The sequence below is a fragment of the Psychrobacter immobilis genome (assembly GCF_003148585.1).
Taxonomy (GTDB): Bacteria; Pseudomonadota; Gammaproteobacteria; order Pseudomonadales; family Moraxellaceae; genus Psychrobacter; species Psychrobacter immobilis.
Genome location: NZ_QGGM01000017.1, coordinates 58,283 through 72,490, shown reverse-complemented (window position 1 = coordinate 72,490; position 14,208 = coordinate 58,283). Strand labels below are relative to the sequence as shown.

At 43.3% G+C, this 14,208-nt stretch carries 13 protein-coding genes and 1 pseudogene; 9 read left to right on the top strand and 5 right to left on the bottom strand.

Annotated elements, in window-relative coordinates; all coding sequences use genetic code 11:
- The 3 genes and pseudogenes from C8D84_RS12245 to C8D84_RS12235 form a co-directional block, all read left to right on the top strand.
- A pseudogene (locus C8D84_RS12245) lies at positions 1–78 on the top strand (IS1595 family transposase); the annotation flags it as partial.
- Between the two features lie 129 nt (positions 79–207).
- Positions 208–1,206, top strand: coding sequence for a DUF4062 domain-containing protein (locus tag C8D84_RS12240; protein ID WP_109592499.1), 999 nt, complete (start codon positions 208–210; stop codon positions 1,204–1,206).
- Positions 1,207–1,482: 276 nt separating this feature from the next.
- Positions 1,483–1,782 (top strand): hypothetical protein, encoded by a 300-nt coding sequence (locus C8D84_RS12235; RefSeq protein WP_045455583.1) that lies wholly within the window; start codon positions 1,483–1,485, stop codon positions 1,780–1,782.
- Between the two features lie 118 nt (positions 1,783–1,900).
- On the opposite strand, the gene C8D84_RS12230 is transcribed toward C8D84_RS12235, so the two are convergent.
- From C8D84_RS12230 to msrA, 4 genes are all read right to left on the bottom strand, one after another.
- The gene (locus C8D84_RS12230; protein ID WP_109592495.1) at positions 1,901–3,382 is read right to left on the bottom strand and encodes a lytic murein transglycosylase; all 1,482 of its coding nucleotides are present in this window, start codon (positions 3,380–3,382) and stop codon (positions 1,901–1,903) included.
- A gap of 236 nt (positions 3,383–3,618) precedes the next feature.
- Positions 3,619–4,332 carry a DUF1499 domain-containing protein gene (locus C8D84_RS12225; RefSeq protein WP_109592493.1) on the bottom strand — a complete coding sequence of 238 codons (714 nt, stop codon included), beginning with the start codon at positions 4,330–4,332 and terminating at the stop codon, positions 3,619–3,621.
- Between the two features lie 61 nt (positions 4,333–4,393).
- Positions 4,394–5,047: a thiopurine S-methyltransferase gene (tmpT, locus tag C8D84_RS12220; protein ID WP_109592491.1), complete on the bottom strand. Its 654-nt coding sequence runs from the start codon at positions 5,045–5,047 to the stop codon at positions 4,394–4,396.
- A gap of 170 nt (positions 5,048–5,217) precedes the next feature.
- A complete protein-coding gene (gene msrA / locus C8D84_RS12215; protein WP_109592489.1) occupies positions 5,218–5,739 on the bottom strand; it encodes a peptide-methionine (S)-S-oxide reductase MsrA in 522 nt (173 codons plus the stop codon).
- Between the two features lie 203 nt (positions 5,740–5,942).
- Here msrA and cmoA point away from each other — a divergent pair, with 203 nt between their 5' ends.
- From cmoA to C8D84_RS12200, 3 genes are read left to right on the top strand one after another with little or no spacing between them, the layout of a single operon-like run.
- Entirely contained in the window at positions 5,943–6,743 is an 801-nt protein-coding gene (gene cmoA, locus C8D84_RS12210) for a carboxy-S-adenosyl-L-methionine synthase CmoA (RefSeq protein WP_109592488.1), read from the top strand.
- Positions 6,744–6,791: 48 nt separating this feature from the next.
- Positions 6,792–7,853: a tRNA 5-methoxyuridine(34)/uridine 5-oxyacetic acid(34) synthase CmoB gene (gene cmoB / locus C8D84_RS12205; protein ID WP_109592486.1), complete on the top strand. Its 1,062-nt coding sequence runs from the start codon at positions 6,792–6,794 to the stop codon at positions 7,851–7,853.
- Between the two features lie 37 nt (positions 7,854–7,890).
- Entirely contained in the window at positions 7,891–9,024 is a 1,134-nt protein-coding gene (locus C8D84_RS12200; RefSeq protein ID WP_109592484.1) for a DUF1176 domain-containing protein, read from the top strand.
- Positions 9,025–9,180: 156 nt separating this feature from the next.
- On the opposite strand, the gene C8D84_RS12195 is transcribed toward C8D84_RS12200, so the two are convergent.
- On the bottom strand, positions 9,181–9,399 hold the full coding sequence (locus tag C8D84_RS12195; RefSeq protein WP_045448016.1) for a DUF2788 domain-containing protein: 219 nt from the start codon (positions 9,397–9,399) through the stop codon (positions 9,181–9,183).
- A gap of 726 nt (positions 9,400–10,125) precedes the next feature.
- Here C8D84_RS12195 and argS point away from each other — a divergent pair.
- The 3 genes from argS to C8D84_RS12180 all read left to right on the top strand — a co-directional run bounded on the left by argS (position 10,126) and on the right by C8D84_RS12180 (position 14,113).
- A complete protein-coding gene (gene argS, locus C8D84_RS12190) occupies positions 10,126–11,955 on the top strand; it encodes an arginine--tRNA ligase (RefSeq protein WP_109592482.1) in 1,830 nt (609 codons plus the stop codon).
- Between the two features lie 102 nt (positions 11,956–12,057).
- Entirely contained in the window at positions 12,058–12,873 is an 816-nt protein-coding gene (locus C8D84_RS12185) for an SPOR domain-containing protein (protein ID WP_109592480.1), read from the top strand.
- 145 nt (positions 12,874–13,018) lie between these two features.
- On the top strand, positions 13,019–14,113 hold the full coding sequence (locus C8D84_RS12180; protein ID WP_109592478.1) for a PTS transporter subunit IIC: 1,095 nt from the start codon (positions 13,019–13,021) through the stop codon (positions 14,111–14,113).
- Positions 14,114–14,208: the final 95 nt, after the last annotated feature.

Sequence of the window (14,208 nt, the reverse complement as noted above, 5' to 3'; positions counted from 1 at the left end):
GAGTGGCGTTTTAACTACAGTGATCCAAAACGTCAATTACACCAGCTAAAACAATGGGTTAAACAGGAACTGAACTAGTTATCTAGGACAGCCCCAAATAAATTGAGCTTATTTTTATAAGATTATGCTAGGCTGTGCAACACAAGATATTTGTGCTCTATTTTATATCATATTATTCTATGTCATGACCTAAGCTTAGAGGTGATTGTGCCAAACCGTCGCTATCATATTCACATCATATGCGCTGACAATGATCAATTGTTGGTCTTGGACAGCTTGGCGATATTTTTTCAGTCGCGGGCTTTCTTGACCTATGATGTGTCGAGCCAATTGCCAAAAGCATCGCTATATGGTCGACAATGTATCGACTCGTGCGATTATGCACTGATGCTCATAGGAGACAGTTATGGCACGGTGCAAAGGAATGGCGTTAGCCAAATGCATTTGAGCTATTTGAATGCCAAAGCCAAGCTCAAACCGTTAATCATCTTAATCAAAAATCATCATCCAGATGCGAGTATCAGTCGTCAACTGCAAGAATTTATTAAGTCAGTGACTCGGCAGGACAATACGATATATTATTATGATACAGAAACGGATATTGAGCCATTACTTGTACAAGCTTACTATAACGCAGTGACCAATCATCAGGTCGTTGGTGGATGGCTGAGAGCCAATGAAGAGATGATCAAATTTAGCAAGCAAACCGTGGCGGAACGGTTTGCAGATCTATTGTCTACTGACAAAACGCTAAAGGAAAATAGTCCACCTGCTGATGAATTCGTCTCTGATGATGTGAGTAAGCCCATTGTATTGTTAGAAGCTTTTGATATTCAATATAGCGCTCAAGCTTATGCAGGTGGCAACCTGACGGATGTTACCAGACCCATGACCTTGACATGGCAAGAGATATTGATCGCCTTGATGAAAATACCAGCGACCTTTTCGAGCTATGGCTTGCAAAATGCTGTGAATCGCTTGATAGCGTCAAAAGCTGAGCAAGACATCAAAAAAGAGATGCCGAATGTCCATGCCGTCTCGCGCTGCCAAATTTCTCAAGATGATTTGAACCAGCTACAACGTCAGCTAGTGGGTGCAAACTGGATACAGCTCACAACCTATGGCACTCGCGTCTCGCAAGAACTTTGGAAGTTGACCTTTCACGCAAAAAATCTATTGAACGAAGTCCATCATAACTCCCAATGATTCGTATTTTGCACTAATAATATTCCTGCCTTCCTTATTTAAAAGTAGTCATAGCCTATCTGCTGTAAAGAGCACACGTGTGGCTGTGACTACGTTTTGTAATACAAAGCATACGCGTCAACGGTTGTGAATCCATTTAAGACTGGTAATATTAAGACTAATCAGAGATTGATAATAAATACATTATTTATATTAAAATTACTGACTTATATATTGTATACATACAAATCGAATGTATATAAATCGCATAATAATACTGACTAAGGAGAGCACCTGATGAGTAACGCTAAAAACGATGCATTAAAAAAAGAGCTTGATGGCTTAGAAGAATCTATGCATGCTGCCGAGCAGTTTCATACATTAGAAGAGCAAGTAGCGGACATGAAACGTCGCGGTATCGACCCTAGCCAAGCTTACAAAGACTTGGACAGAAAAGAAGAAGATGCTGATTGGGGTGATGCTACTTGGAAAGAAAATGGAAAATGGGAGCCAAAAACGCCTGCTGATCTAGATGAAAAAGCACGTGAGAACTGGGATGGTGACAATGGTAAACCGAACCCACCACCGATCGTTTAAGTTGACAATTGACAATTGACAATTGACTAAAAACTAAAGAATGAACCCCATGAAAAAGCCACGTTATTATTAACGTGGCTTTTTTTATTTGCTTAGCCTAAGATACATCCGCAGAATACTAAGAACCTTCGTCAACACGAACGAGCTTCACCACACCGTCGCTACCGATGACACGGCGATAGCGTGTGTTACCAGAGGTAGGTGATTGCGCAGAAGGCTGCGTTGAGTACGTATTAGGAGTACTCGTTTGCTGCTGAATCAGCTGGCCCATACGATCAGCAGAGGCAGGGTTTAAAGGCTGGCTATTCGGCGGCTGTCCGTATTTATTGCCGTATTGCGTACTTTTCGGAGTTATGTTTCCAGCATCTCCAATGATTGCACGGTAGAATTTCTGTCCTGCGCGGCCATCCGCTGGCAAGATACCACGACTAGATTGGTATTGCTGAATCGCGATACGGGTATTGTCGCCAATAATGCCGTCAACACCACCAATATCGTAACCCGCGTTCAATAACGCCTGCTGGATATCTTTGGCTTGCTGGCGACTGATACCAGGGTCATCGGTAGGCCATGCTGTGACAAAGTCAGTTTTGCTGCTGTCCTCTTTGGTGATTAAGTCTGATAAATGGGCGATTGCCAACGCATAATTTTCTGACGCATTATAAGAGTAAAACGTATCAAAGTTTTTACCGACTAAGAAAGCAGGACCATCTTTGCCAGCGGGTAATAATAACCCAGCACTACTCAAGTCGTTAGGCAATGGACTGCCATTGGCGAGCGTGATACCTTGATTGCGCCAGTGGCTGATAGACTTCTTATTTTTACGATCAGACGCTGCCCAAAATCCACTGGGCAGCTTGACTTCGTAGCCCCAAGGCTCGCCCGTGCGATAGCCACGCTTATCTAAGAAGTTGGCGGTAGAGGCTAGCGCGTCAGGCACACTATTGACCAAATCACGGCGACCATCACCATCGAAATCAACTGCCAACTCTAAAAAGGTACTTGGCATAAATTGCGTTTGCCCAAAAGCGCCCGCCCATGAGCCTGTCATATCACTTGGCGCGATATCACCGTTTTGGACGATTTTTAGCGCATTGGCATATTCACCTTGGAAGTAGCTCTGACGGCGATCAAAACAAGACAGCGTCGCTAAAGACTCAAACAAAGGTTTTTTGCCCAATGTCTGCCCAAAGTTTGACTCAACGCCCCATACACCTAGTACGTGCTCGGCTTTGACGCCATAGCGTGATTCAATTTGACGTAGCGTATCTGCCCATTGGCGCTTGGCGCGGATGCCATCTTCTACACGCTCTTTATCGACCAGCGAAGATAAATAATCCCAAACGTCTTTTTGAAATTCTGGCTGATAATTCAATGACTGAATCACGCTAGGATCAGGCTGGCTAGGGCGATAGTTATTAAAAGTAGAGCTATCGACGCCGCGAAATTTGCTAGAGTTTTTCAAACCGTCTAAGCATTGTTGAAACTCGGCATTAGATAAGTCTGGCGCTGGTGGTTTGGCTGCTTGAGCAGTGCTAGCAAAACTCAGCCCAACAGCAAGGCTAAGTAGCGATAAAGTAGAAACTGGAGTCAAACGCATGAAAATATCCTATAAACGTTGAAATAGTTATTAAAAGAGAAAGCAAAGCGGATTGGTGCAGTATGGACTTAGAGTAACCAATCTCATGGGTAAAGAAAAGGTATCGAAGTAAGCTGTTACTATAAATTGACGGTGGCGTGAGGTTGAGAGAGGGTTTTAAGGTAGATAGGCTAAAATGGATAAAGTGCTAAAAAAATCCAATTAATCACTTTTACTTCATTCAAAACCTAATCTAATCACTCGCCCAAAACCCCATCCAACTCTTCAATCAATTTATGAATACGCGCCGCATTTTTGCCCAAATCGCTCCCACCAACCCGTGACTTACTACGAATATCGACCAAACGTTCATTATCGTTATCCGTGATACGCACGACAACATCATCTTTAAAACCGAACCAAGCAGTCGTATCTGTCGCTTCAATGACGCCTTTGTTAGTATCGATACTGACAAGCTCCCAACCTAAATTATCGATGGCTTGTTTGGTTGCCCCAACCAACTCAGATTTTGACTGGCTATAGCGTAATGTTTGTAATTCAGGGTAGGCGGCGCGCTGCTGCGTTGCAGTCTCTGCACCTGCATACTCAACTGGGTTTGGTGCATCAGCGCGCAGTGGGGCAATGGCCACAAATTTAGGTGGATTCACTAGGTCGGTTGAAATATCGTGAATGGGCGGTACGTTTTTGGCGGTATTCATCATGCTTAGTGGAATAACAATGGCAATGATAGCAAGCGCTGCTGATGTTAATACGCTACCAAGGCTAGCCGTGTCTCGTTTAAATAAAAGCTGTATGCCTAATAGTACCAATGCTGCGATACCAGCAAATACACCAAACTTAAACCCTGAAAACGCAGTCGCTAAATCGACTAAGCCAAACTTGTACAGCGGACCTGCGAGTGTGACTAGCAAAATAGAGATTAAACTTATCAGCCCAACTAATATTTTCATTCAATTTCTCCATCATAATTTAGTACTGATTAATCGCTACGCAAACGGCTTTATTAACCACTCACTTTAATAGCCAAACATGCTCCGTGACCATTAGCTCAGGTGCCGATCCTATAGAAGTAGGTTCACTCGTCAGTTCGCTGATATGATAGTTATCGCCATAATATTGCTGTATTTGCTCGCTACTGATAGAAAACGGCGGTCCCGCTTTTTTGCTTTGGTCATAAGTGAGAGTGATGATAAATTGTGGTGCATGACCACTTATTTTACGTATATGCTCGCTATACTTCGTACGCATATTTTCTGGCAGCGCAATCAATGCGGCTTTATCATACACCGCCTTTACAGATCCGATATCCTCAGATGACAGTGCAAAAATATCAGCAACCCATAAGGTAATGGTTTGTCCTGACAACTGACCTTGATAGTATTTAATCGCTGAATTGTCTACATGCTGGTGCACAGTAGGGGAGATATTTTGCTCAGTAAAGAATTCTTGTACGGCTGTTTCCACCAATTCAACGCCTACGACGTCGTAGCCTTGCGCTGCCAGCCAAGCCATATCAATCGATTTACCACATAGAGGGACAAAGACACGGCTACCAGTTGGCAGGTTTAACTGCTTAAAGTAATTTATTAATAATTGATTCACCGCAGACTGATTAAAGCCAATGCGTTTCTCTTGCCAGCGGCTGTGCCAAAATTCAGCGTTCATACCTTCGCCTTTATTCGTTGAGGGTTATATTTGAGTTGTTTCTATCATAACGGTTTGAGTGAGAATGCTAAAGATGTTAAAAAGCCAAACGCTCATACAATAAGGGTTTGGCTATAAAGAAATGCTGAAATATTTTTTTATTCTAAATAAAAAATATCTTCATTTGTCGTTTAACTCACCATATATTGACTAAACTCTTTACGCAATTTGGCAAGCTTTGGCGGTATGGCAAAGTTGCAATACCCTTGTCCTGGATTCTTATTAAAGAAATCCTGATGGGTCTCTTCTGCTTGATAAAACTCAACAGCTGGATGTACTTCGGTGACCACATTGACGCCCATATCGCGCAGTTTGTTGATGGTGCGGTCAATCGTTGGTTTCTGATTTTCTTCGGTATAAAAAACCACGCTGCGGTACTGGCTACCGACGTCATTGCCTTGACGATCCATTGTGGTGGGATCATGGGTGGCAAAGAAAACATCAAGTATCACTTCTAACGGGACGATAGAGTCATCGAACTCGACTTTAATGACTTCAACGTGCCCTGTATTGCCACCACAAACCGCTTCGTAATTGGCAGAAACAGCGTCACCGCCCATGTAGCCTGAAACGACAGATTGCACACCTTTTACGGATAAAAATACCGATTCGGTGCACCAAAAACAGCCACCGCCCAAAATAATGGTTTGCATAATTTTTCCTATTTTTATAAATATAAAATATGAGCCAAGTGTTTTCTACTTAGCAATACCTATTTAGCTTAGCAGGGCATCTGACTGCGATAAGTAACAAACAGTAATGTTATAATGGGCTTTTGCTACGTCGTGCCGCTTTCAGCTAATAATGACAAGCAAGACCATCAATTATCTCCTAATTTAAGTTCTATTATCACAAAATGAGTCGCACCATGAGTCAATCTAAGCCTGCTATTATTAAACACGACACCCTATTTGACAAACCGTTTACCACGCCACTCGATAAAGCCGCGCGCTTCTCCTTTGATGAGCAAGTGGTGGCTTGTTTCCCTGATATGATTCGTCGCAGCGTGCCGGGTTATGGTCAGGTGCTAGCGATGCTGCCTATATTTGCCCGACGCCATTGTAAGTATCGTCAACAGAGCGATAGTGGACAGCGCGTCAGTCGAGTGTATGATTTGGGCTGTTCACTTGGCGCAGCAAGCATGACGTTGGCGGGTGAGTTTGAGTCGCAAGACTTGCAGATTAAAGCGATTGATATCTCACCAGCGATGACGACCGAAGCGACCACGCTACTGAGTGAAAATTATCCTGCGCATGACATCGAAGTGATTACCGCTGATATTCGCGATGTGGAACTTGAACCTTGCGATATGGTGATTTTGAATTTAACGCTACAGTTTTTGCCAGCTGCCGATAGAGTCGCAGTATTAGAGAAAATTTATGCAGCGTTAAGTGAAGGCGGGATACTGGTATTAACTGAAAAAACCCATGCTTTTGATGAGCAATATGATGCGTGGTTGGTTGAGCGTTATTATGACTTTAAACGCGCCAATGGTTATAGCGAGATGGAAATTAGCGGTAAGCGTAATGCACTAGAGAACGTGCTTATTACTGATACATTAGATGAGCATCATGCAAGGCTAGATCAAGTTGGCTTTAAACGTCATCTGACATGGTTTCAGTTTTTGAACTTCGTCTCTATTGTGGCGTTTAAATAATCCTTATTTTTAACACAGTTTTTTTGATCAATACGGTAACCTGCTTTTATGCTTAACGACACTATTACTCACGCTGAACGCGAATTATATTTAACCTTGTTTGAGTTAGCCCAGCAGCAGCCGAGTGCTTATGAATGGCTTACGCGCTTGCCAACATGGTTAAATGATATCAAGGACAAAGCCAACTACGCGCATGCACCTGCTTATCAAGCGTCAGTCGCTCGTTTGCCAACATTAACCGTCAATAATGTCGATCTAAACAGTGATGTCCTGACGATTGAGGCAAATCTTAGTGAGTCTCAGCGCAAACAGACAATGGCATTATTAAAGCAGCTCATGCCGTGGCGTAAAGGGCCTTTTCAAATTGGTGGTCAGCTCGAACATCAAATTGATAGTGGTCAGAATGAAGACCAACAAGCCGCGCCAATATTGATTGATACCGAATGGCACAGTGATTGGAAGTGGCAACGGGTCGCACCGCATTTGGGTAATTTAAAAGGTCGGCGTGTATTAGATGTGGGCGGTGGCTCTGGCTATCACGGCTGGCGTATGGCTGGCGCTGGCACGGATACAGTCATTATCATTGATCCGTCTTGCTTATTTTATCATCAGTTTATGGCGATTCGGCATTTTGTCGGGGCTGCTGATAGCTATAAAACGCATTATATCCCCGTACCACTTGAAGCATTGCCCGAGCATAGCCAATTATTTGACACCGTATTTAGTATGGGGGTGCTCTATCATCGCCAATCGCCGTTTGAGCATTTACAACAGCTTAAAGGGCAGTTGGTCAAAGGCGGTGAGTTGGTGCTTGAAACCTTGGTTATCGAAGGTGATGCCAATACCGTACTGGTGCCACATGACCGCTATGCCCAGATGAATAATGTGTATTTTTTACCGTCAGTCGCCGCATTAATTGGCTGGCTAGAAAAAGCAGGATTCTCAGAGGTACGTTGTGTCGATGTGGCAACGACTTCTATCGATGAGCAGCGCAAAACGGAATGGATGACTTATCATTCGCTAGCCGACTTCTTAGATCCTAATGATTGCAGCAAAACGCTTGAAGGCTATCCTGCGCCGATGCGTGCGACTTTGATTGCCAAAAAGTAGCGCGTGCGTACTTTATCACTCATAAGGAAAATGGGTAGTGAAAAAAATAACGATTTTGCTCAGCGCTATGATGGGTTTACTGCCATTGACGTCCATATCAGCTCATGCTGGCTATGGTACGCCATTTGAAGGGTGGGGCTTTGTGCAGGATGATTGGCAGGTGGTTTGTGATAATACATTGACTTGTCGCGCAGCAGGTTATGCAGATGAGAGTATATTCGATACGCCAGCTTCTATTTTATTAACCGTCATACCCAAAAAAGCCTTGCCGATTGCCCAAATCCAGTTTTTATCAGAAACTTCAGACAAAACCTACCATAGTGCTGAACTGTGGTTAAATGGCAAAAACCAAGGCATGCTACAACCAGATGCTGATGGTTCTGTGTACGATTTAACCACCAAGCAAACTCAGCAACTTCTGAGTCATTCGCGTCAAAATACTAAGATAGAGATAAGAGCGGGTGGTAAAAATTGGTCTATTAGCGACAAAGGTATGAGTGCCGTGCTGCTAAAACTTGATGAGGTACAAGGCAGAGTGGGCACGCCAATAGCATTGGTAAGTCAAAACCACACAAGTAAGCAAATACCGAAATCCGCTAAGCCAAAGCCAATCATCAAAAAGGCATTCTCGTATTCAGAAAAAGAAAATAAGACACTATCTGCATCAAAACAGGCGTACTTTCAGGTCAATATAAACAAGTGGATCGATATTGATGCCAAGGAGCTTATAGGCTCTGAAGATGATATGGGAGACTGTGAGCTGATTAATCCAAAAACCGAAGTGTATCAACGAATGCAAGAGTATGGTGTTGATAGACTGGATTGGACGTTTACACCCGTAGATGCCACCCATACGCTTGCTAGCCACCTGTGCTGGCAAGGTGCCTATAATGAAAGCTATGGATATTGGCTTATAGACAACGCAAACCCTCATAGTTCGCAGCTAATCACCACCGCAGGCAATGACTATTCTGATGGCGAGATTTGGGCAACACATAAAGATCGAGGCTTGGGTGATTGCTGGAATCATGCGATATGGGTTTGGAATGGTCAAACATTTGCCAAATCAGAAGATTCCAGCTCAGGAATGTGTCGCGGTTTTGCTGGTGGTGCGTGGGATTTACCAACTTACGTGAGTGAAGTCGTAAAAAATGATAGCAAGGCTCAGTGAGTGATATTTTGATAGGAATGATTGACACACTATAAAGTGAAGCCGTCATGAGCCATGCATTTTTTAATTGATCATTTAACTGTCTATTTATCAGTGATAGGTGAGTTATTTATTACCTATCATTGACAGTGAGGACACGGCCCAGTTATATAAAAATTATATCAACCACCTTTTAAAAGCGACTTCCAATAATAGCTTGAGTAAGAAGCCCACAAACCCTGCGCCTAGTGCTAAGAAAATCCAAAATGTACCCGCACGCCCAGCTTGAGATTCTTTAGAGATATCCCACATAATAAAAAATAAGAAGGCGATAAATATGGGTAGTAAAACATACAATCCCCAACTGGTAACTGTACTGGCAGCAATAGCAAACATGGCATAATCCTATAAAGTAGTAACGCCGCCTTTATTTATTTCTATTATTTTATGAATCTTTCGATAATAATTGCCTTCAAAATGAAGTATCACCATTCATGATATAAGCAGTAATCCATAAAATAAGTCAGAAAAAAGCAGGCAGCAATACAAACCGTTATTATAACGCGGAAGCGAGCAGGTATAAACTGCTGCTAAGTATGAGACAACAGTAACGCTACAATTTGCAGGGCTGACTTATCGGTAACAGCGCTAAATGCTGATCTATTTAAAATATTTTAATCTGACTTATCGTGAGTGAAAGCACAGACAACGCCTGTTAGAGCGTGTCTTCAATTCAATCGATTAACCTCTAAATGGGCTAAAAATGGCTAAATTTTGCCAAACATCGTCAACCAGCTTATCAATATATCGATATTATTTGTGCTATTTTCCTTGTTTGACGGCAATTTATCTCATGTTTATCACCATTTTTAAAATGAAGACACGCCCTAGTCACTTAAATTATCAGTGTTAACTGTCATAACCGTAAGATTTTAGTGCTAATTTTGGTGCAAATGGTGCAATGCAGGGCAAAGATTGTTATATTTACAGGTTACTTATCTTTTTTGTATTATTTTATCCCCTGCAATGTCGGTCGCTATTATAATAGGCAGTTATTGGCTGCTCGCATTCGCCACATTTTTATACCGTTTTTGTTGTTTATTTAACTGAGTTCAAATCCTTATGTCACAAGCCCAAATTGATACACTTGCATCACTATTTAATGATGCGATTCAAACCCTACAAGCAGATGGCACGTTACCAAGCGATTGGCAAAATAATAGCCAAATCACCCGTACTAAAGACTTAAGCCATGGTGATTTCGCCAGTAATATCGCGCTGACAGCGGCCAAAGCTGCCAAGGTCAATCCACGACAGCTTGCTGAAAAAATTGTCAATGCGCTGCCTGAAAACCAAGACATTCGCCAAGTGGAAATCGCAGGTCCAGGTTTTATTAACGTGTTCTTAAATGCGGAAGCCAAGTTTGCGGTATTAGATGATATCTTTGCCTTGCAAGATCGCTTCGGTTTAAGCGATCAGTTTGACGGGCAAAAAATTCAAGTTGAGTTTGTCTCTGCCAATCCAACGTCAAGTTTGCACGTTGGTCATGGTCGCGGTGCAGCGTTCGGTATGAGCGTGGCAAACCTGCTTGAAGCGATTGGCTATGATGTCACGCGTGAGTACTATGTCAACGATGCGGGTCGGCAAATGGATATCTTGGCGACCAGCACCTATTTGCGTTATCTGGAAACCAACGGTGAGCAAATAATTTTCCCAGTTAATGGCTATCAAGGTGATTATGTCAGTGACATCGCCCAAACGTTAAAAGCGCAACACGGCGATCATTACGTTCATAGCTTTGCAGCAATCGCCAAAGATGTGCCAGAAGATGCTGAGTTTGAGATCAATGCGGACGGCGAAAAAACACTGCTAGCAGGTGACAAAGAAGCGCATATTGATGGTTTGATTGCCAACAGTAAAGCCTTGCTTGGTGAGGGTTATGAGCTGTTTTTAAATGCGGCATTGAGCAGTATTTTAGCCGATATCAAGGATGACTTAAATGACTTTGGTGTGCGCTACGAGTGCTGGTTTAGCGAACGTTCTATTGATAGCGAGATTGAGCCAGTCTTGCAAACCTTAGATGAAAAAGGCTACCTATACGAAAAAGACGGTAATATTTGGTTCAAATCAACCGATTTTGGTGATGAAAAAGACCGTGTGGTGCGCCGTGCCAATGGTCAATCTACTTATTTTGCCTCTGATATTGCATATCACAAAAACAAATTTGATCGTGGTTTTGATAAAGTGGTGAATGTTTGGGGTGCTGATCACCATGGTTATGTGCCACGCGTAAAAGCCGCTTTATTGGCTCTTGGTATTGATGCTGAGCGTTTAGATGTGGTGCTTGTGCAATTTGTTGCACTATGGCGTGGCAGTGAAAAAGTGCAAATGTCCTCGCGTTCAGGTCAATTTGTCACCCTGCGTGATTTACGTACCGAAGTTGGTAACGACGCCGCGCGTTTTTATTATGTCGCCCGTAAGCCTGAAGTGCATATTGATTTTGATTTGGAGCTGGCTAAATCACAAAGCAAAGACAATCAAGTGTATTACATTCAATACGCGCATGCCCGTGTTTGCCGAGTATTAGAAAAGCTACAAAATAGTGGTCTTGTGGTAGACGATGCGATTGGTTTAGAACATCAAAACTTACTTAGCGCACCAAACGAAGACGAGCTGATTAAGCTATTAGCAGGATATCCAGCGACATTATTACGCGCCGCGACGGGTTATGAGCCACATGTCTTGACCAACTACCTTAAAGAGTTGGCAGCGCTATTTCATGGTTGGTATGACAGCAATCGCATTTTGCCAGTGAGTTTGACGTCAGGTGAGACACCAAGCTCGGATGAGATGGAATTAATGCAAGCTCGTTTGCGTTTGTCTAAAGCCGTACGTCAAGTATTGGCCAATGGTCTTAGTTTGTTAGGGTTGTCGGCACCATCTAGCATGTAGTTTTTTTCTAGTATATAGTAACTTTCTAACATGTAGTATGAGTATAGATGACTGCCAGCCATAATTTGATGATAGTTAGATTCAGTAGGGAGAACCAGATCCATGCTAGCCAAAAAACCTAAAGGTGCGACTGAAAAACGCAAAACAAGTAGCGTATCAGGCTTATTGTGGATGTTTGTCGGGGCTGTATTGACCCTTATGATAGGGGTGTTTATATACTTGTCACCATTATTTGATTTCAGTCCCGCTGACAGCACCGCTGGTAATGATCCTGATCGTCAGGTACAGCCACGTGTCGACACTGATACTGATAATGGTGATTATGAGTTCTATGATATTTTGCCCAATCAAGAGATGGCGACTATTCCTGATGAAGATATTGCTGAGACAGGCAATGATCGCATAGGGGATATCAGTGCCTTTGAGCCTGATGTGGTGGTGACTCAACCTGAAGATGGCTCAGCCAGTCGCAATGATGATACTGGTAACTTTGGTATCTCTGAAAATACGGTTATTGCGCCCAGTCGTGGCAATAACGCTGCTACCAGTAATAGCGGCGATGACATTGTGATCGTTGAAGAAGACGCGACCTATGATGGATCGACGCCTGCTAGTAGCAATAATACGTCCACCAATAATGCAGGCGCAGGTACTGCTAGCGTTCAGGCCGCAAAACCTGCGGCAACTTACATTTTGCAGATCAACAGCTTCGGTGATGCGGATGAAGCAGATCGCCGCCGTGCTCAAGTGTTGATGGCAGGTGTAGACGCTCGCGTGGTCAAGAATACGACGGGTAATGGTTTGCCAATCTATCAAGTTATTTCTCGCCCGATGAATAATCGCCAAGCAGTAACCACTGCTCAGCAGCGCCTACAGAATAATGGTATTGACTCCATTATTGTTGAACAGCGTCGTTAAGTTATGCTGTTTAATGACAGTTATAGTTCTTTATGAATAATAAAAAAAGCGTCGTAATGACGTTTTTTTTATCTCTGATTTTTAGCAAAGTTATTTTTCTGTTGGTTTATTACCTTTCATCAAAAATTTTATAAAGAGCATGGCTATGACAGTCTCTCATTTAGCAACACCGCCTACTGGCTTCATTAAAGCATTTTTCCAAAAGTATTTTATTGATGCGTTTACTGGCATGGCTTTAGGGCTATTTGTCACATTGATTGCTGGTCTAATCATCTCGCAAATCGGTGGCTGGTTAGATTTGCCCGCATTGGTTGCGGTGGGCAAGCTTGCCTCAGTACTCATGGGTGCAGGTATCGGAGTAGGGATCGCCTATTATCTTAAAGCACCGACGCTCGTCATGCTCAGCTGCTTGGTGGCGGGTATGCTTGGCGCACACTCTGAAGCATTAATGGCAGGGACGTTATTTACGCCCCAAGTAGGCGGACCTGCGACCTTTGCCGCCTTACCGGGCAATCCGATAGGGGCGTATTTGACCTCGGTATTTGCTTATCGTGCTGGTACTTGGGTCGCTGGCAAAACCAAGCTTGATATTCTATTGGTTCCTTTATTGGTATGCGCGGTAGCATTAGCAGTTTGCGCCCTATTGAATCCACCTATCGTCGCTGCGGTCGCTGCCATTGGTCAAGGTATTCAAGCGGCCACTGAGTTACAGCCTCTGTTAATGGGTATTGTAATTGCAGTGGTGGTAGGTATTTTATTGACATTGCCAACGTCCAGCGCTGCTATTTGTATCGCAATTGGGCTTGGTGGCGTAGCAGGCGGGGCAGCAGTGGTAGGCTGTGCGGCACACATGATTGGTTTTGCCGTTGCAAGCTTTAAAGACAACGGCGTCAGTGGCGTAATATCTCAAGGTCTGGGTACCAGTATGCTACAGATTCCTAATGTGTTAAAAAAACCGCTGGTGTTGTTGCCTGCTGTGATTGCCAGCGCCATCGTTGGTCCTATTGCGACCATAGGTTTTGGACTGGCATGTACAGCAACGGGTGCGGGTATGGGTACCGCCGGATTGGTCGGCGTATTTGGAGTGATTGAAGCGTCACAAGAAATCATGAGTAGTACTCAGTTATGGACAGCGATTGTCTTATTGATGTTTGTATTACCTGCCCTAATTGCAGGGGTGGTCGCTCATGTGATGCGCCGCGTGGGCTGGCTGGTTGATGGTGATATGAAATTGCCTTAAATTAAAGATAAAGGACGCAAATTGTCCTAACTGTCCATAATAAAAAAGCCCAGCTATTAAATAACTGGGCTTTTTTTATGGTAACTTTTAAAGGT